The sequence below is a fragment of the Algoriphagus litoralis genome (genome assembly GCF_003259255.1).
Lineage (GTDB): Bacteria > Bacteroidota > Bacteroidia > Cytophagales > Cyclobacteriaceae > Algoriphagus > Algoriphagus litoralis.
The window spans coordinates 19,312-43,900 of record NZ_QGOL01000024.1; the positions used below are offsets into that span (position 1 = coordinate 19,312).

At 41.0% G+C, this 24,589-nt stretch carries 20 protein-coding genes; 16 read left to right on the forward strand and 4 right to left on the reverse strand.

Annotated features, from left to right (window positions below; translation table 11 throughout):
• Positions 1-310 precede the first annotated feature (310 nt).
• Both DK188_RS20305 and DK188_RS20310 read left to right on the forward strand, forming a co-directional pair.
• Positions 311-580, forward strand: coding sequence for a hypothetical protein (locus DK188_RS20305; protein WP_111672691.1), 270 nt, complete (start codon positions 311-313; stop codon positions 578-580).
• Between the two features lie 55 nt (positions 581-635).
• Complete coding sequence (locus DK188_RS20310) at positions 636-1,451, forward strand: methylamine utilization protein MauJ (RefSeq protein WP_111672692.1); 816 nt, start codon at positions 636-638, stop codon at positions 1,449-1,451.
• 201 nt (positions 1,452-1,652) lie between these two features.
• On the opposite strand, the gene DK188_RS20315 is transcribed toward DK188_RS20310, so the two are convergent.
• On the reverse strand, positions 1,653-2,432 hold the full coding sequence (locus DK188_RS20315; RefSeq protein WP_111672693.1) for a DUF3883 domain-containing protein: 780 nt from the start codon (positions 2,430-2,432) through the stop codon (positions 1,653-1,655).
• A gap of 288 nt (positions 2,433-2,720) precedes the next feature.
• Between DK188_RS20315 and DK188_RS20320 the strand changes: the two genes are divergently transcribed.
• From DK188_RS20320 to DK188_RS20335, 4 genes are read left to right on the forward strand one after another with little or no spacing between them, the layout of a single operon-like run.
• Positions 2,721-3,935: a DNA cytosine methyltransferase gene (locus DK188_RS20320; protein WP_111672694.1), complete on the forward strand. Its 1,215-nt coding sequence runs from the start codon at positions 2,721-2,723 to the stop codon at positions 3,933-3,935.
• Complete coding sequence (locus DK188_RS20325; protein ID WP_111672695.1) at positions 3,935-6,490, forward strand: ATP-binding protein; 2,556 nt, start codon at positions 3,935-3,937, stop codon at positions 6,488-6,490. The genes DK188_RS20320 and DK188_RS20325 overlap by 1 nt, the downstream gene beginning before the upstream one ends.
• A complete protein-coding gene (locus DK188_RS20330) occupies positions 6,490-7,173 on the forward strand; it encodes a hypothetical protein (protein ID WP_111672696.1) in 684 nt (227 codons plus the stop codon). The genes DK188_RS20325 and DK188_RS20330 overlap by 1 nt, the downstream gene beginning before the upstream one ends.
• On the forward strand, positions 7,157-7,825 hold the full coding sequence (locus DK188_RS20335; protein ID WP_111672697.1) for a hypothetical protein: 669 nt from the start codon (positions 7,157-7,159) through the stop codon (positions 7,823-7,825). The genes DK188_RS20330 and DK188_RS20335 overlap by 17 nt, the downstream gene beginning before the upstream one ends.
• A 345-nt stretch (positions 7,826-8,170) precedes the next feature.
• Here DK188_RS20335 and DK188_RS20340 read toward each other — a convergent pair whose 3' ends face one another.
• Positions 8,171-8,737: a hypothetical protein gene (locus DK188_RS20340; protein WP_111672698.1), complete on the reverse strand. Its 567-nt coding sequence runs from the start codon at positions 8,735-8,737 to the stop codon at positions 8,171-8,173.
• Between the two features lie 950 nt (positions 8,738-9,687).
• On the opposite strand from DK188_RS20340, the gene DK188_RS21555 reads away from it, so the two are divergent.
• The 4 genes from DK188_RS21555 to DK188_RS20355 are packed head-to-tail and all read left to right on the forward strand — an operon-like array spanning position 9,688 to position 16,182.
• The gene (locus DK188_RS21555; RefSeq protein WP_157963302.1) at positions 9,688-9,897 is read left to right on the forward strand and encodes a hypothetical protein; all 210 of its coding nucleotides are present in this window, start codon (positions 9,688-9,690) and stop codon (positions 9,895-9,897) included.
• Positions 9,898-9,901: 4 nt separating this feature from the next.
• Positions 9,902-11,641, forward strand: coding sequence for a TlpA family protein disulfide reductase (locus DK188_RS20345; RefSeq protein WP_111672699.1), 1,740 nt, complete (start codon positions 9,902-9,904; stop codon positions 11,639-11,641).
• 10 nt (positions 11,642-11,651) lie between these two features.
• Positions 11,652-14,822, forward strand: coding sequence for a SusC/RagA family TonB-linked outer membrane protein (locus DK188_RS20350; RefSeq protein WP_111672700.1), 3,171 nt, complete (start codon positions 11,652-11,654; stop codon positions 14,820-14,822).
• Between the two features lie 19 nt (positions 14,823-14,841).
• Complete coding sequence (locus DK188_RS20355; RefSeq protein ID WP_111672701.1) at positions 14,842-16,182, forward strand: RagB/SusD family nutrient uptake outer membrane protein; 1,341 nt, start codon at positions 14,842-14,844, stop codon at positions 16,180-16,182.
• A 59-nt stretch (positions 16,183-16,241) separates the two neighbouring features.
• Here the strand turns inward: DK188_RS20355 and DK188_RS20360 are convergent, their stop codons facing one another.
• A complete protein-coding gene (locus DK188_RS20360; protein ID WP_111672702.1) occupies positions 16,242-16,547 on the reverse strand; it encodes a hypothetical protein in 306 nt (101 codons plus the stop codon).
• 1,041 nt (positions 16,548-17,588) lie between these two features.
• Entirely contained in the window at positions 17,589-18,038 is a 450-nt protein-coding gene (locus DK188_RS20370; RefSeq protein WP_111672704.1) for a MauE/DoxX family redox-associated membrane protein, read from the reverse strand.
• Positions 18,039-18,634: 596 nt separating this feature from the next.
• Between DK188_RS20370 and DK188_RS20375 the strand changes: the two genes are divergently transcribed.
• The 6 genes from DK188_RS20375 (at position 18,635) to DK188_RS20400 (ending at position 24,561) form a co-directional block, all read left to right on the forward strand.
• A complete protein-coding gene (locus DK188_RS20375; RefSeq protein ID WP_111672705.1) occupies positions 18,635-19,231 on the forward strand; it encodes a cyclic nucleotide-binding domain-containing protein in 597 nt (198 codons plus the stop codon).
• Positions 19,224-20,117 (forward strand): terpene synthase family protein, encoded by an 894-nt coding sequence (locus DK188_RS20380; protein WP_111672706.1) that lies wholly within the window; start codon positions 19,224-19,226, stop codon positions 20,115-20,117. Before DK188_RS20375 ends, DK188_RS20380 begins: the two co-directional genes overlap by 8 nt.
• A gap of 17 nt (positions 20,118-20,134) precedes the next feature.
• Positions 20,135-20,329: a hypothetical protein gene (locus tag DK188_RS20385; protein WP_111672707.1), complete on the forward strand. Its 195-nt coding sequence runs from the start codon at positions 20,135-20,137 to the stop codon at positions 20,327-20,329.
• A 235-nt stretch (positions 20,330-20,564) separates the two neighbouring features.
• Positions 20,565-21,209: a DUF6266 family protein gene (locus tag DK188_RS20390; protein ID WP_111672708.1), complete on the forward strand. Its 645-nt coding sequence runs from the start codon at positions 20,565-20,567 to the stop codon at positions 21,207-21,209.
• Between the two features lie 213 nt (positions 21,210-21,422).
• Positions 21,423-22,502: a TlpA family protein disulfide reductase gene (locus DK188_RS20395; protein ID WP_111672709.1), complete on the forward strand. Its 1,080-nt coding sequence runs from the start codon at positions 21,423-21,425 to the stop codon at positions 22,500-22,502.
• Positions 22,503-23,814: 1,312 nt separating this feature from the next.
• Positions 23,815-24,561: a hypothetical protein gene (locus DK188_RS20400; RefSeq protein WP_111672710.1), complete on the forward strand. Its 747-nt coding sequence runs from the start codon at positions 23,815-23,817 to the stop codon at positions 24,559-24,561.
• Positions 24,562-24,589: the final 28 nt, after the last annotated feature.

Sequence of the window (24,589 nt, forward strand, 5' to 3'; positions counted from 1 at the left end):
AAAATTAAGACAATTCTTCATTGAGAATTCTTCTGCAAAATTCGGATGACTTCTTGAATCTGTAGGACTTTCAACCGTGTAAAGTGTCGAAAATTCGATTAGCATTCAGGCGAATCCCATGTTCCTACCATTGGGATTGATCCCGAAGAAGTTTTTTCCTCTAAATCCCTGAGCACTTTGTCTTTTTTTTTTTAGATTTTGTTATTCTTTTACTTGAAGTTGGCTAAGGCTTCGGAAAGAAAATCTCATCGAAACCCAAAAACCCTCCCTTACCCTCACTTTTTTCTCTTTTACCAAAAAAAAACCAGTAATGGTTATTTTAATAGTCTTAATCTTTTCTGTTATTGACCCCTCCAACTCACTTTCTACCTACGGCTTTCACATTAAATCTCACTATGACTCCAGCATTTTGGGAATTTATTGGTTTTCCCTTTCTTCAAATGGCTTCAAATCAGAGTGGGAGAAGATTGGATTGGATCAGAATGTTCATGTATCCCACAACACATTGCTCTTTTTTGAAAATGGATGGGGTGAAGTAGAAATAGTACTTATATTAAACCCAGTTTTAATCACCGCCTGAAAGTCCTTAATCAAATTGGTTTTTTTTGGATTGCGTTTAAAACTCTTTACTATGGATGAAATTAAAAATAAACAGCATGGCAACGACAAGACCTTTTGAAGTAACCCTTAATGTTTCAGGCTCAGTCAAAGTTAAAGACAAGCTGCGCTTTGACACATTAAAGGAACTTAATGCCGGGGAAGTTTTCCAAAGTGGCATAGAAGTTCAATCCAGTGAAGAGGGATTTGATATAGTCGTAACTGTCTATACTTCTCAACAAGAAAAAGCAAACAAGATTGCATTGCTATTTGTAGGTAGAATGTTAGATGTTCTTTCAATAAAGTTGAATGTCCCCCTATTTGTGAGTTTACATAGCGATTGGAAGTATGTGAGAAAAACTAATCAAAAAGTCGTATTGCAGAAGCAAGATTTCCAATCATCTTTTCAGTTTTCAAGGTTAATTGATGATAACTACGCAACGTTTCTCAGAGGTTTAAGTTGGTATAGGAAAGCGCTTTATACAGAGGATCCATATGATAAATATTTTGCCTTTTGGCTTTCTATTGAAGTTATAGCAAATAAATTTAATCCTAACAAGGAAAACTGCAGAGATCCCAAAACAGGACGGCACAAGGGAAGTATTTGTAATATTTGGGAATGTTTCAAACATTTATGGGGCGAAAGTAGCAATTGGGAAATTATAAGGGGTCAAGATAGATGGATTGACGAAAATGCAGAGATTCGTAACAAAATAGGGCATGGAACTTTCTCTGTTGATATTAGAAGTGTCGATGAAGTGTTACAGAAATTAGACTTACTTCGTCAGGTTTCATACAAATTTTTGCTCGATTGGGCAAGGAAAGAGTTTCATATTGACCTTGACGAAAATTGAAATCGAAAAAAATACTTTGATCCAACCGTTCTCAGAATAGTCAGGCGAATATTTGGCTACTCCCAGTTTGATAACGTGCGACCCTAAAGGCTAAAGAATACTTGAACCAAGCCAATCGCTCTGGCTAATCAATGGGATCTTAATGAAGAAAGATATAAGGCTAAGATCCTCTTGGAGAAGTTGATAATAAGTAACTGTGGTCTATCGCTTTAAATCATTAAACTGCTTGGAGGGGACATTCCATTGAATCTGAATCGTTGGATAGGTATATTGGGTTGGGGTAAGAACGTCAGTTGGATCCTGGATAAAAATTACTTCAGGATTTTCATCTAAATTTCGAATCAATACTAGGAAATAGGTTCCTCTGGCTTGTTTTGCAAACAACCACTCCTTATTTGTGAATGCTATCCCGCCTTCAATATCAGCTAGACCTTTCACTTCAACAAACGTTTTTGTGTCCAAAAGGTCGATTTCAAAATCATAACCGCATCCTTGATCCCGCATATCAATGAGATTTCCTGAAACAGGCTTTTGGTGGACTTTGTGATATTCTATAAAGTACTTTTCCGCTTTGAGCCCAGTAGGACCTCTTAGAATAAATACTTTGGATTTTTGGTCAACGTCTTTTATTTCGGTGGAAAGAACTTTCCTAATCTCCTGGGCATTTTCGGACTGGAGATAATCAGAGTCAAACAGGATGCCTTTAATTATGGGAGAAATATCCTCCATTTCAAGATGCTGAAAGACTTCAATCGTCCGGGTTACCTGTTTATCCAGTTTACGCTGCCATCCTCTCCTCCACGGAAATACTGCGTCAAATTCGTCTCTTCTTAATTTTACATAGTTTGCCTTTACATCCAGCTTACTGGAAGTGTAATTAAAGGCTTCATTAAAAGCCTTGAACCCTAGACTTTCTAAAGCCTTTTTGTCAAATCTTGCGAGATAATATGACACCACTAATGCTAACTTGTTGTTGTTCAACACCTTGATTTTTTTAGATTTTTGTTTTGTGAAGAACTGATATCACAAAATATTTTTTTAAAAGCTAGAAGTTTTTCAGTGAAAATACCCAGTGTAGGGTATTTTTTTGCCATCTAAAGGACTCATCTTTGTATTTGTCAAATTTTGTTGCAATTTGAGTTTAGTTGAGGCATGCTTTGTTCGGAAAATGGATTGCCCGATAAGGGCTCGTTTTTGAAGCCTGACACAGACTGTCAATAGAAATTCATTGTTCTGAATTCTCTTCGGAGGAATTTGGGTTTATACTATATGGAAAAAAAACCTACCTACATTGACCTTTTTGCTGGGTGCGGCGGCCTTTCGTTGGGTTTGCACAATGCCGGTTGGAAAGGCCTTTTTGCAATTGAAAAAAGTCCCGATGCTTTTGAGACTCTAGAGTATAACTTGATCAATAAGAAAAGCCATTTCGATTGGCCGGATTGGCTTCCTCAACAGTCCCACGACATCAACGACGTCTTGAAGAATCACAAAGTTCAATTGGCGAATCTTCGGGGCGAGGTAGATATGGTAGTTGGTGGCCCACCTTGCCAAGGATTTTCTACTGCCGGGCGGAGAAAGGAAGACGATGTGCGGAATGGATTGATTAGATCCTATCTCAGATTCATCATGCATGTGAGGCCAAAACTCATTTTTTTTGAGAATGTAAAAGGATTTACACAGAAGTTTGAGAAAAACAAATCAAAGGGAATTGCATATTCCAGTTATGTAAAAAGGGTTCTCAATTGGTTTGGCTATGAAGTAGATGGGAAAATGGTGGACTTTTCCAAATATGGTATTCCACAGAAAAGGACTCGGTTTATCTTGGTAGCAGTTAGAAGAGACGTCATTCAGGATGAAGCGACAGTGGCACAACTGTTTTTCAATCCAATACTTGAAGGAGTGAGAGATTTTTTAACGGATAGAAAGCTTCCGTTAAAAGCAAATTTGAAGCAGGCACTTTCGGACCTATTTTATGCAAATGGCCAGGTGCCCTGCAAGGATAGAGACAATTTTAAGGCGGGTGTATATGGAAAGCTTTCCTCTGGATATCAGCGATACATGAGGAGTGGAGTTTCCGATGAAGAACTGGATAGCCACAGTTTTCCAAAACATAAACCTGAGACAATTGAAAAATTCCGAAGGATATTGGAAGTAGGGGAAAGAAACAAAAGTTTAAGCAAGAGTGTGCGTCAAGAACTAGGCATTAATAAGCATGTGACTATTCCTTTGGATGCGAGTAAACCGAGTCCTACATTGACCACTTTGCCAGATGACTATGTGCATTATGGTGAGCCTAGAATCCTTACCGTGAGAGAATACGCCAGAATCCAGTCATTTCCCGACTGTTACAAATTCCGAAGAAAATATACTACAGGTGGCAAAGAGCGCGTAAATCAGGTGCCAAGATATTCACAAATAGGCAATGCTATACCTCCTCTTTTTGGAGAACAGGCTGGTTTTTGCCTTAAAAGAATTATTGAATAATGCTTGAAAACAGCGAAGATTTTATCCAACTCCCTGAAAAACTTGAATTTAAAGTTAGCTCAGGCTTAAAGGATATCATAGGCCGTGATCTCATTACAGATGATTTTATTGCAGTTTTTGAACTGGTTAAAAATTCATATGATGCTAATGCAAAAGATGTAGTTATCGAGTTTAAAGACGACAAAATTATTATCTCTGACAATGGGGACGGTATGTCGTTAAATGACCTAAAGGAAAAGTGGCTTTTTGTAGCCTATTCCTCGAAGAAGCAAGAAAGAGGTAAAAATTACAGGGATAAGATTCAAAAAAGGAGGCACTTTGCAGGAGCGAAAGGGATAGGTAGATTTTCAGCGGATCGTTTAGGTGAGGATTTAATTTTGACTACCAAAACAGTAAAGTCTGATTTCGCTGAACAAATTGTTGTTAACTGGAGAGACTTTAGTGATCAAACCAAGAATTTTGAAAGTGTAAAGATTCCCCATAAGCGTTTAGAAAAATCTGAGATTTGGTTTCCAAATAACTCTTATAGTGGGACAGTGCTTGAAATCACAGGAGTGAAAGGTTGGGAAAGAGGTAAGATAATAAGTCTAAAGCATTCTTTGGAAAAGTTAATTAACCCTTTTTCGGAATCTTCAGATTTCAACATTGAAATAGTTTCTAAAAGTGATATTGAAAAAGATAAATCTGAAAAAATAGAAAGATTTAAAGTCAATGGTCCAGTTAAAAACGCTGTATTAGATATCCTAAAAATCAAAACTACACAAATTAGTGTTGCAGTTACTCGTGATAATATAGTGACAATATTAAGCGATAGAGGTACTTTAATTTATCATATTTCAGAAAATAACAAAGATTTTAATTTAATAGATGATCTTAAGATAGATTTATACTATTTAAATACAACAGCTAAAAATAATTTCACCCGGAATATGGGGATTGAACCTGTTAACTTTGGCTCAGTTTTTTTATTTAAAAACGGATTTAGGGTTCAGCCTTATGGTAAGACAGGAGATGATAGTTGGGGGTTAGATTATAGAGCGCAACAAGGCTATGCTAGATTTTTAGGGACTAGAAATTTATTTGGAAGGGTAGATATTACTACTGATGAAACAGAGGAATTCAGGGAGGTTTCTAGTCGGGACGGAGGTTTGGTTAAGACCTTGGGGTATCATCAATTAATAAATTTATTTGAAGAAAAGGGTCTTAAAAGACTTGAGAGATACGTCGTAGGGGTTTTATGGGGTGAGGGATTCAAGAGAAGAAATTATTTCGGTCAGGAAAAAGTAGCAGAAGCTTATCGGAAGGAATTGTTGAAAAATGATCAAGAATCGGATGATATTTCTGTAGCCAGATCAAATCTTGGAAGTAAAATTGACTTCATTCAACTTATTAAGAGTCTTTCAGCCGATAGTGAGATCAAGATAATTGATTTCAATAAAGATCTAGTTAATATAATAAACGAAAAGCTTGATGAAGTTCAGACAAAATTTATTTCTGATTTAGATAGGATTGCGGAAAAACTTGATAATGCAGAACTAAGAAATATTATAAATTTAACAGAGGAGAGGTATAATCAGATTCTTAGAGAAAAAGAAGAAGCACAACGGAGAGCAGATGATGAAGAAGAAAAGAGAATTAGAGCTGAGGAAAAAGCCAAGAAAGAAGAGGAGGCTCGCAAGAAAGCTGAAGAAAGGGCTAAAATTGAGGAGGAGAGGAGAAGAGCTGCTGAATTAGAAACTTTAAGAAAAGAAAAAGAAAGAGTTGAAGCTGAACTCGCTAGAATTCAGGCTCAGAGAAAAGCCTCAGAAGAGGAAGAGGCTCGGAAAAAAGCAGAACAAAATCTTAAATTTGAGAAGGATCGAACAACCTATCTAACAGCGACAAGAAAGACGCTAAGTGAAGATGCCGAGGAATTGATCCATAGTATAAAGGTTTCTGCAATTGGAATTGATTCGGGACTTGAAAATATTTTAAATAGACTGAGAAGCGAAAAATCTAACGATAAAACTCTCCTTGAAGAGATTGGGAAAATTAAATTTATAACCGATAAGGTTATGAAAATGAGTATGTTAATTACAAAATCAAACTTCAAGGCTGATCAGGAAGTAAAAAAGGTAGGTTTGTTTCAATATGTAAAGGAGTATGTAGATACCTATAGTTTTGCTTATACTGATAAAATAACAATATCTGTAGCTGGTCACTCCAGTTTTATATCTAGAATCAGTGTCCTTGACTTAAGCATTGTTCTGGATAATTTGATTTCTAATGCTGTAAAAGCTTCGGCAAAAAATATCCTATTAGAATTCTCGGATACTCGGGAGGGATTAACTATCTATTTTCATGATGACGGAATGGGTGTTTCGAGTGATTTTCTAAACAATCCAGAAATAATGTTTGAATTAGGGGTGAAATCTGAAGTAGAAGGATCTGGAATAGGGCTTTATATAGTTAAAAAGAAATTAACCGAAGAGGATAATAACCTCCATGGAGACATTCAGTTTGTCGGAAATGGAGTTAAACTTAAAGGTGCTACATTTAAACTATCCTTCTATTAATGGAAAAAACTATTCTTCTTGTTGATGATACGATTAGTCAAAAAGATGTTTTGAACGATTTGATAAAGAACATACGGAGGTCAGAAGGTATAAATGTTATTGGACATTTTGTGAATCCAAATAATCGCAACTTTTGGAATGATAACAAAGATCCTGACATTGATAAGCTCACAGCAGGAATTGCTTTTAAGTTCACAGACTCAATAGCCGATTTGATAATCATTGACCAGTATTACAGTGATCTGACATTCAATGGACTTGACCTGATATCTAAACTTAGAAACATACCTAAATTTAAAAATTCTGAGATTTTCCTTTATTCTGGAAAAAGAGACGTAATAGTTAAAGAGATTTTTAATAATCAAAGTCTTAGTGATGCAATGAAAGTTGCTAATTTAGCCAAGCTTATAAACCTAAGGATTAGTCAGTTTCTTGATAAAGATTTTAGGAGTGAAGCGCTGCGTAGTTTGAAAAAAGTTAAGCTTGATAATATTCTTCCAGGTAAACTTCGAAATGTTGAGGAAGGTAAAATCCAATCTTTTTCGCCTCGTTACCGAGAAATTCCTATGGGGCAACTTGCAGATATGATTGAGTCCAATGATATGGATTCCGGAAACATTCTCAGTGAGATTTTTGATTTAACTATTGCCCATTATGTAAAACTCAATGAGGGACTACAATAATATTGTCGTTGTATACCCAATCGATAGTACGATTGATTTTCTAGTACCAATCAGAATGGAGTTGGAACGGATATTTCCAAATGCCGTTGTCTTGCGACCCAGAGTTGGAACTTATGGTTCTGCTATTACTGATGATACTGAATTGGTGATTTTTTTAGGACATGGAACACCTAGTCAATTATATGGGAGTGTAGATGATTCCGGCGAGAAGTCTATTTTTCTAAACGTCGTGAATGGTTCCTTACTCTTGAATGGAGTTGATGTCATACTTTTCGCATGTAATTCATCAGACTATTTCAAAAAGATTAAACGGTCTGCGGAAATTGATTGCTATGTGACATTTGGTGACATGCCTACTGATTGGGAGCATATTCGTCATATCAGAGATCATGAGGCTGATTTCTTGAAAAGCTTTGAGGAAGAACATTTGGAATATTATAAGTCAGCAATTGTAGAATCAGTTGTCGAAGGCTTTAAAAATGGCGCAAGAACTAATTCTATTGCCGGTATTCCTAAACGAATCTCACTTGTCGTAAATCAGAAAATAAATGAGGTTATATTAGAGCGAAATTGGAATAAACTTCAGAAGATTCAAATGGTAGAACTTTTGAACAATTTTAAAAGAGAAATCAAATATGACCAGCCGTTGTAGGACCCTATCTCAACAAGTCTGTATTGAAACTCAAAAAGGTTTTTTAATATTAAAATAGGAATAGCCTCTGACGGAAACTAATAGTTTCGAATAGTAAGATTAATATCTCCAAACGAAAGATTTGACACTATCTCGAAAAGTCTGTAAATACAATTTAGGGTTTGCTGTAATTTTAGACAGCTTTAATAAATTCCCATTTATTGATTTAATACTATACCCAGATTTAGATAGGCACAGGACGTTTCATAATAACTTCTTAAATTATACCACCCCCTTACTCTTCTTTGTAATCACATAAATCTACTTTGGACTATTTTTGCTTTCCGAAATATTCAAGAAAGATTGTTATGGTTCGATATAATGGTTTATTTTTTGTTTACTTTCTGTACCATCCATTTTGATGAATGTCTTTTTTTGAAAAGTTAAATATCCAGTTTCAACAAGATAAAGGAGGCTTTTCGTAGCTTTTCCGCTAATGACCTTAATTTGCAACTTAGCAAGTTCTTCAACTACCTGACTTACTTGTTTCTCAGATTCGAAGTACCCATTTTCAACTAATTCTGAACGAATCTTGAATGTGAGGCTGTTCTCATTTTTTAGATTTATAAAAAAGTTAGGATTGTTTCTGTTGGCATGTATGAATTGGTTCATGTGTAAAATGCCTGTTTTGGTCTTTCTTAGTTTGAAATTTGAGTTATAAACATCAGCGGTTGTTATTCCAAGTTTTTCTGAAAGTGACTCAGCTATTGCATCGCTTATTGATCTTCTCCCTCTCCGCAAAGAATAGATATGGTCTGAAGACAGATCAAGAAAAGCCGCCATCCCAATTGGAGTGAGTTCTAAAAAATTTATAAACTCTTTAAATCTTTGGGCGGATGTCTGGTCAAGTTCTGGATTTATTTTCTCTTCCATGACCAAATGGATGAAAAAAATTAGTCTAAAAAGTGGTCAAATAATTTTGAATTAGTCTAACTTCTATTTACATTTAAACAGTTGAAAATATGGACTATTTAAGTCCATCTTGTTAGCATTAATCAAAAAGAGTCTCGACTGCAATTCCGACAATTTGTAATAGGACGAGACGGTAGGTTAATGCTCAAGGGATTATTATGCGTACTTTCGTATGCGCTATAGCTCTTGGGCCCTATCGTAATTCCGTTCCTAAAGGCGTCGGAACCTGCAGTGCGGTAGATTGGCGCCCAGGCTATGGTGCTCCATTTTTATCGGAAAAAGACTCGTTTTACCACTTTTCATGATGAAAACGAGCGAATTACAGAAGTTGCTTAGAATTGCCCTCAGGGAGCTGGGGATCGAGTTTCGGTCCTTGAAGCTCCATGCATTCTGCATTATCTCGCTCGGGTATTACGGGTCACCTTGCTCTTATTACCTATTACCTTATTCCAGTACCGCGGGATACCTGGGCCTCAGTGCGTACGACTGGCTCTACTCCCGCAAGCCCAAGAATCCGATTTGAGGGCAAGTTTTTTTCCGATTAAGAGGATGCGCAGCCTCGAGCAGATCGGGTACCACACACTCACGTCAGCAAGCTCTGATAGCTGGTCGCGCTGACACCATTTCTTAATTATTCATTTTGCTGGACTATCGATTAGGGTAGAAGAGGAGAAGTATGTCTTGATTCCAGGCTACACTTCATCATTCGAAATTCATCATTGGATATTCATTATTAATGGATTAAGACTTTGGTGAAGGAGAAACTTCCGCATTGGCTTCGACTCCTGTCACACTGAGCACCTGACCAACGGGAGTTGGGAAGTAAGAAGTGTCAGCCTGACAGTACTTGGCAGTCGACCACATCGGTCATCCGACACCCATCATCCAGCTTCATTAATAACCATCAAAGCATGCAAAAATTCCTACTCACATGCTTCCTGGCATTGCTATGTCTGAAAATTGCGGACTTCATGGTTTCCACACCATTGAAATTCCTCATTATCCGACTTAGAAACGCCAAAGTTGGGAAGCCTATTTCGCCCGACGGAGGAGGGCTTATCTCGCCAAAGCGTATTTCGTCCCGATTTCCCGGGACTTATCTCATCCACCTCAATTACTAAAGAAATGAACACACTATTACTGATTCTCCTGCTTAGTAGCAGCATAGAAATCCCATCGAGCAAAGTTGCCGATTCACCCGGGGCTGAACTTCTTCATAGGTCTGACAGCCCCAATCGGGGAGGAGAGATCCTTCCCGATACTTTCTCACTAATTGATTTTGGTTTAGTTGATAAGCACCTTGGTGCGGGCGCAGGGAAGGAGGCTAATAATCTTCAACCCGCCCCGCTCACGGTCTCTCAGGGGCCTGAATCTCATGCATCAGATGGCCTAACTGCCTATATCTACGGGGAAGTAATACTTGACCCAGAGTCCCGTCTGGACACCGCCAAACTGACTACCTGGCCACACTTTCTTAGTGTCAAGCATGACACTCCTCCTCCAATTAAATTAAAGTGCCCACTGGTCAAAGGAAATCTTTTCGAAGGCTCTTTGGGTAAACAGGTTTTTGAATTTTCACTTGACCTGACAGATACGGTTCAGCCCTTTTCCATCGCTTTACAAACCAACCTAATCCTAGACCAATACCTTATCGAAGCTGGAGACAGCATCAAAGTGCAGATCAATCTGCGTAAAGGAAAAATCCTGTTCGGTGGTCCCACCGGACCCAAGTACCAAGCACAGCATTTCATTCGCTCAGCTTTGGAGTCAAGCCAGTGGGATCAGCCTCCTGCCATGATCACTTCGACTTCCGCTAAAAACCAAATGATGCAGACCCACAGTGAGATGTATCAGAAGGCGGAAGAGCGAGCTAGTTCGGTCAGAAACTCCCTCAGATTTATCGAGAGCAAGGAGGATAGTTTGAATTGGCTCAGGTTGATTTCTCAGGTTGATTTTCAGGGACACCCTGCCTGGCAAATTCTTGAATCCCAAAAAGTGGATTTAGGGAAGTCAATGGAAACTATTCTGGCCTCAGAAATTGCCGCAAGACAGGTGATTTCATTTTATCGATTTATGCATTCCTTCTCTACGCTCGATAAAGAAGCCTTTCCGCTGACCCAAAATCCAGAACAGTTTCTCCAAACTGTCAAAGATCGGTTTGGTTGGAGTCATCGAAGTCCGGAACTAGTGGCAGCCTTGCTTTCCAGAAGTAATGTCCTGGCTTACCATAATAAAAATGGGCTTTTTGATCAGTTTGACCTACTTCCTCCTTTGCTCAGAGATCGGCTTTACGGGAAGTTTATGGTAGAGAATGTCCAGAAATACACCATAGAAGAAAAGTCTTTCGACAGGGCTATAGCGACGGTTGGGGTGCCTTGGATTCAGGAATTGATCGGAGAGATGAAATCCCATTTGGTGAAGGGGGCAGATTTAAGCAGCTATTCCTTCTTAAGCCCTGATGATACAGAAGTGAGCTTATCGGAATTCGACGGGAAACTGGTACTGATGAATTTCTGGATTTCCGGATGTAAATACTGCCTGGATGAATTCCAAAATGTCATTTATCCTGCCGAACAGTTTTTTCAAGACGATCCCCGCGTGGTGTTTCTTTCTGTATCTGCTGATGGGGATACCCAGCTTTGGGAAAAGACTTTAAGCCAGGGAAAATTCACCTCTGAGCTTTCCCAGCCTGTCTATGCAGGAAATAATCATGATGTACTTTCTGATTTGGGGATCTCTGCCTATCCAAAGAAAATTCTGCTAGGGACGGCAGGACAACTTTTATCCTTCCAGGATATTCCTTCCGATTCGGAGCAGCTGATTCGACTGATTCAAAAAAACTTAGAACCTATTCCCAACCTCTAAAAATCGTACTATGAAAATATTTATTGTTATGCTTTTAACGCTTTGCTGCCAAATGACCTTACTGGGGCAAAGTACCAGAATCATTGAAGGTCAGGTCAAAGCTGGGCCTGATCAAGAGCTGATTCCCGGAGTTTCGGTCCTTATAAAAGGTACTGCCATAGGAACTGTTTCTGACAGTGAAGGAAAATTCAGGATCAATGTACCGCAGGAATATTCCCAACTGGTGATTTCCTTTCTTGGATTTAAGACCAAAGAGATTGAATTGACAGGTTCAGAATCCTTCCTGGATATCAGTCTGGAAACCTTGGATATGGATCTGGATGAAGTGCAGGTGATGGCCACCGGCTATCAGGAAATACCCAGAGAGCGGGCAAATGGTTCATTCGTCACTTTGGACAGAGATCTGGTAAACCGTCGAATCAGTACCAATATTCTTGACCGACTTGAAGATGTTACTCCAGGTTTAATTTTCAACAGGGTGGGTTCCGCCACCGAACCCATCAGTATCAGGGGCAGATCCACGATTAATGCCAATGCGCAGCCGCTGATCGTCGTTGATAATTTTCCTTACGATGGGCCAATTGAAAATATCAATCCAAACGATGTCGAAAGCATCACGGTACTGAAGGATGCTTCTGCGGCGTCCATCTGGGGGGCAAGGGCTGGTAACGGGGTGATTGTCATCACCACCAAACGCGCAAAAGAAGGACAAAATCTACGGGTATCCTTCAATGCAAATACTACCGTGACCGAATTGCCTGATCTGTACTACGATCCCAAAATGTCCATCGCCTCATTCATCGACTTGGAGCGGGAGCTTTTCGACCGGGGCTTGTTTAATTCATCGATCAATTCAAATAACAAACCAAGGGTTTCACCAAGTGTCGAAGCCTTGCTCAAGGCAAGAAATGGCCAGATTACCCGTGCTGAAGCGGAGTCCTTGTTGGAACAATACAAGCAACAGGATGTCAGGAGAGACCTATTAAACTATTATTACCGCCCGGCTGTAAATCAGCAGTATTCGCTAAGTCTCTCAGGCTCCTCACCCAATCACCGGCATAATCTGGCTATCGGGTATGACCGGAATCAAAGCCAAGTAGTCGGGAATGGAAATAGCCGCTTTTCACTTACCAAAAACGATGATTGGAATCTGTTGAACGGAAAGCTGGAGCTAGGAACAGGAATCTACTGGGTTCAGGGTAACTCCAGTTCCAGTACGGAGCTTCCTCCTTCGTTTATTTATGACCAGTTGGCTGGTCCCAATGGAGAACCTTTAACCATCACTCGAACTTATTCCGAGCGGTATATTTCTTCCATATCCAACCAGCGTCCTGAATTGCTGGATTGGACCTTTGTTCCACTGAATGAAATTGGAATGCTGGACGATCGCTCCAAGTCCTCGGATCTTAGACTGAATGCCAACTTGGGTTACCGGATTATACCATCCCTAAAAGCTGAGGTCAAGTACCAATATTGGACAAACAACAGCCAAACCAAGAACCATTCTCCCAAGGAATCCTTTTTTGTCAGGGATTTGATCAACCAGTTTTCTGAATTCGATGCCGAAGGAAATATTACCCGTCATATTCCGATCGGGGGAATACTGGATTTGCAAAATGGAAGGGGAGAGAGTCATTCCCTCCGTGGAATGCTTTCCTATAACGAATCCATAGGTAAAGGAACACTGAATGCTATAGCAGGCTTTGAGGGAAAAATGCTGAGCAGCACTTCAGATGGCATGCGTTATTTTGGATATGATGATGAGTTGGGGATCAGTGTGCCGGTTGATCCATTGACAAGATTCCGAAGACTGCACAACAATAGTCTGGGAAGTATCCCTGCTTCCCAAACCCATAGCGGAATAGCAGATCGGTTTATTTCCTATTTCATCAATGCTTCCTACCAGCTGGACACCCGCTTTAATTTCTCCGCTAGTGCAAGGAAAGATCAGTCGAACTTGTTTGGGGTAAATGCCAACCAGCGGGGAGTACCGCTTTGGTCAATAGGAGGAGGATATACCCTCTCGGAAGAGAAATGGTATAAATTCGAAGCAATCCCTTACCTCAGAGTAAGACTGACCTATGGGTACAATGGCAATGTGGATAAAAGTACTTCTGCATTCACCACTGCCCGGTACTTTGTCAGTGCATCTTCGATAATTCCCAATCTCCCCAGTGCTGCCATTATCAATCCACCCAATCCCAATTTGAGTTGGGAGAAGATACAGATCACCAACCTGGCTTTGGATTTTGGAAGTAAAAACTCACGGGTTTCGGGCAGTCTGGAATTCTATCAAAAAAACGGGGAAGATCTTATAGGCGACATTGAAGTACCATCCTCTACAGGCGTATATAATTTCAGGGGAAATTTTGCGAATACTTCAACTTTCGGATATGATTTCAATCTGTCTACCCAAAACATAGATCGTGGTTTTCCCTGGAAAACTGATTTCTTTTGGAGCTATGTCAGGGAAAAGGTAACACGGTATGATTTTACCACAGCCCCATCAAATTACATTAATTCCGGAGGAGTTTTTCCTTTTGTTGGACGCCCGCTATTTGGAGTTTATGGATATGAATGGGCAGGTTTAAATCCTGAAAATGGAAATCCACTGGGGATTATTGATGGACAGCCCAGCGAGGATTATAGAGAAATTCTAAACTCAGCCACACCAGAATCCCTTCAATATGCAGGGCCAGGCCGTCCGGTGCATTTTGGGTCGATACGGAATACCTTCAGTTGGAAAGGGCTGGAGTTATCCGCAAACATCAGTTTCCGGATGGGATATTTCTACAGGCGGACATCGGTAAACTACAACAGCATCTATCAGGGAGCTTTTGATCATGCGGATTACGATCAGCGATGGAGAGAGCCCGGCGATGAATTGATCACGCAAGTTCCTTCCATGCCAAGTGCCCAGAATGCATTCAGAAACACCTTTTACTTGGGTTCTGCAGGTTTGATCGGCAGAGGGGATCACATCAGGCTTCAGGATATCAGGCTGGCCTATTCGTTCAGCGGGTTGAACGGTTTGCCTCAATCCTTAAGAAATATACAGGCCTATGTGTATGCCAATAATATCGGGCTGCTTTGGAAAGCCACTGAAGATGCCTTTGATCCGGACTTCAGGACTTCAAGGCCTTTGCGAAGCATAGCGATGGGAATCAACTGGAATTTTTAACACCTAAATCAACGAAAAAATGACTAACATAAAACATACTTCTTACCTCATCCTTTCCTTCTGGATCACAGTGGGCTGCAACGGATTTTTAGAAGAAAAACCCAGCAAAAGTCTGGTTGTTCCTGAAAGTTTGGAGGATATCCAAGCTTTAATGGATGTCAATACCAACCACAATGTCGAATCCTTTGTATTGTTTTTACAATCTGATGATTTTGACCTTTCTGAAAATTTGGTCAATGAGATGAACGAATGGCAGCGGAATGCAACGCTTTGGAAAGGGGATATCGAAAATCCTTCTGGTGTTACCTTGGAGTTTTCGATGTATTACGAAAAGATTTTTTATGCACATCTGGTGATGGAACTGTTGGAAGAGGGAGGTTTTTCGGATCAACAGCGGGTAAATGACCTGAAGGGGCAGGCTCTGTTTTATAGAGCTTTCGGGTATTTTTCTCTGGCTCAATTGTATTTACCTCCTTACCTATCAGGAAAGGATTCGGATGAAAAAATACTGCCTTATAGAACAGTATCTCAAATCGATCTAAAGGCCACTTTGGCAACAACCGCTGAAATCTATTCGTCAATTGTTTCAGATTTGGAGCAGGCTATAAACCTGTTGCCAGAGCAAGCACTCTATCCGACCAGGCCTTCGAGGGTAGCAGCATTGGGGATGCTAAGCAGGGTAAACCTAGCCATGGGAGATTTTGAGGAAGCAAGACTGAATTCCGAATCTGCCTTGCAGATCAAATCTGATTTGATGAATTATTCACTATTGGATTCGGCTGATTTTTACCCCTTTGAGCTTTTGAACGAGGAGGTCATTTTCCATGGAGTTCAAAGTAGTTATTCGCTTATTTTCTCCACTGACCTTTTGGTGTCAAATGAATTGTATGCATCCTATGATTCCCTTGACTTAAGGAAGCAGCTTTACTTTATTCCCAATGCTGAAGGAGAGCCTAACTTTAGGGGAAGTTATTCGGGAGGATTTGAGTTTTTCTCGGGGATTGCTGTGGATGAAATTCTCCTGACTGCTGCCGAAGCAAACGTCAGGACTGGAAATATCACAAAAGGAATGGAGCATCTCAATCGGCTGTTGTCTAGTAGATGGAAGGAGGGGCTATACGTAGAAAGAGGTGCCGACAATCTCCAAGAAGCTTTAAGTCTGATATTGGAGGAGCGAAGAAAGAGCCTTGTTTTCAGAGCAACTAGATGGATGGATCTGCAACGGCTGAATCAGGAACCGGAATTTGCCAAGGAATTGGTTCGGGAGGCTGGCGAGTTTTCTGGTAGCTTGGATTTGAGCAAGGAGGCTTATGCACTGAAAGTGCCGAGCAGAGAATTGCAATTGGAGGGAATAGATTAAAAAAAGAAGGGGAGGCCAAAAGCCTCCCTTTCAATTACGCTAGGTTATTAATCCAGAAATTAGGGTTGAACTTCAACCAGATTTGCTGGATTTCTGACATCCAACTGCCTGTTGTTTTCACTTGGATGAATTGGCATTCCGCTTTCATCGGGAGCATCCACCCGACACACTTTGTTGGATGCTGTCTCACAGAAATAGGTATTGGATCCAGGTGCTATACCTGTGAGGTTGTACCAAATACCTGTATCCGGATCTTGGGCATACTGATCCGTATTTGGATTAATAGGCTGCGTAAACGCAAAAGCGGCTACGGCAGCTAAGGCGAATACACCGCCTCGTACGAGATTTAAAACTGATTTTTGCATAATTTTGGTTAGTTGTATGAAGTAAAATTGATTCAACTCCGGTCGCTTGGTGTGATGCTGCGAGGCCTAATCGAAGCTATACCATTCCGAGAGGGGCGGCCGGATTTACACTGATCCGCGCGTATCAGGTAGTTCCCCCTGCTGTTGTCCGGCAACCACCTGGTGGCTTCACGGACCGTTTTGTTTTTTCTTCCTAGCCGATTAACTGCTCCCCGCCTTCTAGGCGTGCAACGTTTGCTTGTCTATTATTTTCAATATTTCTATTCCATTGCGCTGGCAAGGGCATCCTTGTCCGATTGGACATCCTGCGCCAGCGCTAAAATCTATTCTATTCCTAAATCCCGGGGTTAAAACCCCGGGCTATTCATAGTTTGACCCTCCCGAAGTCGCTTTGCTCATCGGGACTTTCGCTTCTGGGTCATGCTGAAAAATCATTTGGACACCAGATTTCAAATCATTCCGCCGTTAACTCCCCTCTCTTTAAGGAGAGGGGCTGGGGGTGAGGTAGAATCTCTCCTCGGCATCAACCTTTTAGTTCTCACCATATTTCTGCGCCGAGGCGGAACCCTTTCGCTTTTTTTTCCCCGGGTTAACACCCCGGGCTATTCATAGTTTGACCCATTCTGGGTCATGCTGAAAAATCATTTGGTCACCAGATTTCAAATCATTCCGCCGTAACTCCCCCTTGATTCTTTCTGCTTTAGAGAATTCCCAAGCTTATCACAGGGGGTAAGGGGGATTTGTCCCATCCGCCCCGGTGGAACGGGAGGATTGTTTTCCCCGACTATTTTTAAATCCCTCCTCGGCATTAACTTTTTCATCCTCATTACATTCCTGCGCCGAGGTCATTGGTCTTTGTTCTTTTAATACCTAGGGTTCCGCTAGCGCTGCACCCTAGGCTAGTATAATGTCAGGCCTTCAGCCTTCCTTCGTCACCATTAGGCAATTTTACAATTCAACTTTCCAACCTTCAATCCACATCGGTCATCCAGCATCGAACATCCCACCTCCCACAATTCAACAATTAGTCAATTCAACGATTCAACACTCTTTCCTCCTTTCCACCCAAATACCGAAAACCGAAATCCCCAAAAACACCAGATTCAATATCAGGTGCTGTCCCCAGGTCAGGGAAGAAATAATTCCCCCACAGGAGCAGGGCACACGCCCGGCAAGCCCAAACCATACCCAAGCCACATAGGTTGTGAAGAGTCCCATCATCAGCGTACTGAGTCTAAATCCAAACCTCCGAAACTTGGGTACCAAGAGCATCACGGCCAGCACCATCTCAAGCCCGGGAATTCCAAACAGCAAGAGATCCTTGGACCAATCCGGAACCACCTGATTGTACATGGCCAGCTTGGTTTCCTGCCAGTCGTAAATTTTTGCAATTGCCGTATAGGCATATAGGAATGACAGAAGTAAGGCACTGACCTCAACAAGTGACTGGATACTAGGCCAAGGTTTACTAAGTGTGAGTTTCTTTTCCATCTTACTTAAATCAAATACAATGGAAATCTATGAATCAATATAACTTGTAGGTAGGTCAATTGAAGGGAGGTAAATTATTCCTACTTAATTCCTATCAATTGAGGGAATTTTCGTAAACAAAATGTTATAAAGGGATTTTAGTATTGATTTTTTAAATTGAAAATAGTATCTTAATTAGCCAAACATCTAAGAGAAAAAAGTAGGGAGGTTGATCTTTGTTTTGACTATGTCAATTAGCTAAAACCAACCTATTCTAAAAGCATTTTTCGCTGCCAAACTCCTTGCGTTAAATGGCAGTAGAGCGGTGATCAGCACACCGCTCTTTTTTTGGATTTTCGGATTAGGAGCAAATACTGAGCTTTCATTATCAATATTCTACGGCTTGTCATCCATCTGAGTCATTTCTTATTTTTTCTTCTAAAAAACCTTCATTTGAAGGAATACTTTAAAAATTTAGTGTTTTTGATTTTTGTCACTATTGACTTTTTAAAACTTAGGCATAAATTAACATTGAGAATTTAGTTCAATAACATTCTGGAGTAACTTTTTCACCCGATTTTACCATGAATTGATCTTTTAACAAAACTATATTTTCTATGGAAAGACGTTTTTTAGAACAGATGATGGCTGACTATAATAAGCTCAAAAAATATGATGAGGAGGCTTATCTTGAGGTCTTTCAGAAATTAAATCTGAGGAGATTTCCTAAAAACACCATCATCAAACAGGTAAATAAAATAGATGAAAAGAGTCGCTATATCTGTGAAGGATTTGTGGGCTTATATAAAGAATGCGATAAGGGATTCCGCTTATCTCTGATTTCAGGACCATCAGACACCGCATTTGATGAGCAGTCTTTTCGTTCCAAAAAAGCCACCACCAATATCCTTAAAACACTTTCAGCTACGGTGCTTCTTGAATTCAGCATAGACGCGGAATCGGCCTTGCTGGCCAAAATGCCCGAGTTTGCCCTCTTGGCTTTGGAGGTCTCACACCGGATTAATGAGCGGAACTTTGAACAAATGTTAATCAAGGACCTGAAGTTTGAAGAAGGTTATCCCAAACTGACTGCACTTTTCCCCAGAATCGATAGGTATATCAAAAACTACGAACTGGCAGATTATTTCAAATGCAGCATCAGTACAGTAGAACGGGGAAAGCGGAATTTGAAAAAAGGAGGGCGCCATGAATAATTCAGTTTTTCCATCAGCTCTACATTCGTCAATCCGGGAATTGGATGAGGAAGTTTTGCGTTGGGCTTGGTCAGCGGGATTATTTGAGTCTCCTGCCGAACTTGAACGCTGCCGGATTCAAAAGATAAACTGGTTTGCAGGATATTTATTTCCCGGGGAAAGTGCAGAAAAGCTCAGGCTGACTATTCGGTTTTTTCTTTGCCTTTTTCTACTGGATGATTTATTAGATCAGATTTCAGAAAGTGAGTCTTTTGGATTTTTGCGAGGTCTGATGCTTGGATCTGTCCAATCAGAAATACCCCGGCTACAGAATTTGGGTTCTGAATTAATTTTAACCCATGAATTACTCGGAAACTCCAGCTCCTCAGCGCAATGGAGAAAAGAATGGTTGGATATATGGACTTTTTATATTTCAGGACTCAACTGGGAGGTGAAAAACAAAACCTGGGGGCAAAAACCGGATTTGGAAGATTATCGCTATCATCGTCCTTCGAGTTCAGGAGTATTTTTGGCTATCCATCTGATTAGGCCGGATTTGGCTACAAAGGTCTGCGAAGCAGAGCTTTTGGAACATGCGATTGCTAGACTTATTTGCCTTTCCAATGATCTGGCTTCCTTTGAAAAGGAACTGGCTATCGGAGATTTTCACAATGAATTGATTATTCTTCAGCCTACTATGGGTGATCAGGTAAAATCCTGGGCTGCTATGGAAATTAGATCCATTCAAAAGCGTATCCATATTTTGGCATCCAGTGTTGCTTCACATTCCGATAGCTGTAGAAGCTGGGTAGAAAGTTTATTTCTGCTTGTTGGGGGCTGCTTGGCCTGGTCAGAAGAAACGACTAGGTATGTTTCCTATGTCAATGGAACTTTACGGGCGAACTAAATGAAGGGAGGGATGTCATGCTCACAAAAAGATGTGTCATATACCCCAAAGACATTCAGATGATCACAGGTAGAAGTGAACGCTATTGCCATTTGCTCGTCAAGAAAATAAAAATTTTCTACGGTAAAGAAGACCATCAGTTTATTACCCAGGAGGAATTCTCCCATTTCTCGGGTATTCCTTTGGAGCAGGTTTCGAAGTATATCTACTAATCTTTGCAATTATTACACTAACCTCTAGGAGTGGTTTCTTCCAATTTTGTCCCAATTCAACTGGACAGATTCGGAATAAATCCAAGATACTTGAAGCACATCATCGAAGTATCATCCTCGACTCATCTTCGACTCATCCTCGCCTCATGCTTGACTTCCTATAAAGAGTTGAGTCGGTAAAAAGCCATCCTAAATCCACCATTCAATACCATTTCTATACCTAAACCTGTTATTTATGGCAATTTCAATTGAAAATTTCATGGGAAAAGCATCAGGGAAGCTAGGCAACCTGATCATTTATCAGCGAAATGGAAAAATCTGCTTTCGCTCCAAACCAAAAAAAACAAAGGTACCTCCATCCGGTAGACAAATTTATCAACGGAAAGCCTTTGCTCAGGCTTCCAGTTTTCTTGCCCCAATCCGTTTAGATCTTGATTTTGGATTTTCAGGAATTAAGGGAGACAAGTCAAAACGGTATGGAAAGGCCCAATCTCTGGCAGTAAAAAAGGCGACACTTTCTGAAAATGGAGAACCTGTACTTCACCCGGAAATGATTCAAACTTCCTTTGGTGATCTTCTGGGGCCAGAGGATTGTAACTTGGTTTGGCAAAATTACAATACCTTACTTTTGACTTGGAGACCCAATTCCTTTGAGGGAAACGGGACTGATTCTGACCAGATTTTTTACTTGGCATATGATCCAGTGGGGAAACAAAAGTGGTCAGTGAGGGAAGGGGCCTATCGTAAAGCAGGAAGTATGACTATTCAATTACCCTGGTCAGGTCCTTTGTCAGGCCGATTTTACCATTTTGTGTCCTTTTATTCCAAGCGAAAAAAAGGGATGGAGTTTTCTGATTCAGTTTGTTTGGGGAGGGTTTGAATTTGGTTGTTGAGCTGTACGGTTTTAGATAAAATTTCGTTTCATCGGGGTCAAGGAAATTAATTTCAAAAACCACTTAGCCTATTCGAAAGAATGGTGATGATGAAATATGAGCATACCTTTTGTCATTTAAATTATCCTCAAGACTTGAAATCTATGTACTCAAAGTGAGATTTTGAATATCTTAAAAGCCTACTCACCACTATTACAACCATGTACCAGATCATTTTTGCCTTCTTGATTTTATCTTCTTTCGAATTCAAAGATCCCTTGCAAAAAGCCAGAGAAAAATTCGATAATGCTTCCTCAATAAGTTTTCATCAGACTGGGTACTATCCAATACCCGATGTGGATATTGTAGATTCCTCTATGATGTCAGTGGTGATTTTTAATCCGGGGAATTCCGAATTTCAATTTATTGCAAGAAGAGGTAATGTAGATGAGGTTTTGCAAAATGGGGTTTTTAGCGAAGTAAGACATGCTGAAAAATCATACTACAGGTACGAATCCACTGAAAATCAAAAAGCCTATTTGGAATCATCTATTTTGAATAAATATAGTCCACATAGTTTGCTCAAAAGAGATTGGGAATATCTTAGTGATACAGTTTTGGAAAATGCTACACATTCCCATTTTTCAAGGATGGAAAATTCCTTTGAATATGAAGGAAAAAATATAGTCGCGACACAGCATATTTTTATATCCTCTGATGATTTGATTACAAGATTTGAACGAAGAAACCGGGTGGATGGAGTGCTCACCCAAACTGTGACCTATACGTACAAGGGATATGGTTTTGATCAGGAATCCTTCCCTCCGAATGTTTCAAATCCAGAGCGATACGCTTTGAAGTATTTTGAAAGGATGGATAAATTAAAAGCACTTGAAGTCGGTGCTCAAGTCCCAGTTTTCAGCGGTTTAGATACAAAAGGAAATGAAGTTTCATTGGGTAGCCTACCGAAAGGACAAACCTTGATCTTATTTGGTTCAATATCCTGTGGGTATTCTCAGTTAGTAATTGACCACATCAGTCAATCCAATTTTGGTTTAAAAAAAGGGGTGGATATGGTAACTTTTTTGGGATCCGATACAAAGGAAAACGCAGTCAAATATTTGGAAAGGTACCCCTTGGCAATTCCGGTTATAGCAGATCGCCGCGATATTGAAACAGCCTATGGGGTTGCTGGGTATCCAATTCTTTATTTGGTTGATCAAAAAGGTGTCGTTTTAGAAAGCTTAGCCGGGTCTGAGGGAATTATCGAGCTGTTGGATTCACTTACGTTAGAAAAGTGAAGGTAAATTCTGTTTATCCATTTTTTGACAATAAGGTTGGGTGATTTTTTTCTAGTTGATCTCCAGCTTCCATTGCGCTGGTATCATTCTCCACTGAAGCAAGTTTTCAAACTTGTGCCAACATTAATTCATGCCTAACTAGCGGTTGGTCGTTTCTTATAATTCGAATTGTTGGGTCACCTTACCGTAACTCCCCCTTACATTCAAATATCAAATAGGATCACTGAGTTCATCAAAGGGGGCTAGGAGCCTGTCCCGATGTATGTCGGTAGGATTTGTTTCCGACTAGCTTTCAACACCTCCTCGGCATTCACATTCATTTCCTTACCAGATTTGTGCGCCGAGGTTAGAAGACCGTGGTTATTTTTTACCCGGGGTTAAAACCCCGGGCTACCGATCTGGCGTACCTGCCTGCAGAAGGCAGGCCTACGGCACGCTCGACTGGCGACAGTCTTCTTAATTGTGCGCATCAATATGCAGTCTTCAGACTGCCGTGTATCTTGACCCTTCCAAATAGTCAGTTACCTATATTTTCTCAATACCACCATGTCATGGCAAATGCCAAAATAGGAGGGCGCGTTGGGGGACAATCCGTTTAGAAATAGCCCACGGGGCTATTTTAGGATTGGGCCAGCTTGCAGGGGGGATAATTTAGAAGTGATTATAAGCGGGCCGGCGTTTGGCCTTGCACGTGAGGACCGAGCGTTAAGAATCTCTCCAGTGGAGAGATTTAGCAAGGGGCCAGCTTGCAGGGTGGGTTGCGTCTTGATTTTTTCGTTCTTTTTCATCAAGGAAAAAGAACAGAGAGAAAACAACAATAGATAGTTAAAGGTAGCTGTCTCACAGGTTTTTCCTTCATAACTCCAATACTTCCTCGGCCTCAACTTCCGTTTCCCCACAATATCTCTATGCCGAGGTCAATGGCTTCATGATCTTTATTTACCTAGGGTTCCGCTGCCCACCCTGCAAGCTGGCCTCCCGATTCGCTGCGCTACTCGGGACAGGCTCTCGCTAGATTTGCCTACTGGGCAAATCCTTCACGTTCGGTCCTACCCTAGTCTACCTACCTGGCAGACTTGCCTGCAGAAGGCAGTCCTACGGCACGCTTTTTTCCTGCCGTGAGTTCTCCAGCCAAAAGTAGGTCATTAAATATTTCCCGCATTTTCTGCACAAAGCTCTATAATCTCATTTTTTCTGAAAAAAGAACTAATTCGACCTCAATCGGTAAAAACCGCACAGACCGCACATTCAATTGATAGCCAGTCTACTAGCCTGCATCTTAGCTCCATGTTTCACTTAAACCCATATACTTATGGCAAAACAAACAGGAGTAATTACACTCAAAGGACCGGTCGGGAGACTGTCCTTCTACAAAACCCGAAATGGCTATCTCGCCCGTGAAAAGGGCGGGGTGGAGAAGACCCGGATCATGAATGATCCCAGGTATGCTCGGACCCGGGAGAATATCCGGGAGTTTACCGACAACGCCACCTCCTCCAAGTTGATGCGGGATGCGCTGCGTCCGGTGATTTCCAAGATCGGCGACCGAAGACTGAATCTGCGGATCACTCAGGCGCTGATGCAGGTGCTGAAAAGCGATGAAGTCAATGTCCGTGGCGATCGCAGAGTAAAGGAAGGGGACTGGAATCTGGTCAAGGACATGGAGATGAATTCAGGATCTTCACTGGGAAGTACCCTGTTTTTCGAACTCCAGTACAATGACACTGCGGCCGCCTGGGAGGTGAACCTGCCGGCCTTTACTCCGCAGGATATGATCGCGGTCCCCAGCGGGGCCACCCATTACAAGATCTCTGCAACGGGAGTGGGTTTGGATTTCGACTCGGGTAGTAGAAGTCTGGCAAGTTCAAGCAGTACCGCACTTCCTGTGATAGACCCAGCGCTATCCCAAACCCTGACAGTGAATAAGGGGCAGTTGAGCGGGACACACTTTGCCTTTGTGCTGAGTGTGGAATTCATCCAGATCGTCAACGGTGCGGAGTATGCGATCAACAACGGTGCGCATAATGCCGCCAAGATTGTCTCAGTAGCCAAGCCGTAATCCATGCGCTTGCTGTTAAAGCGAAGAT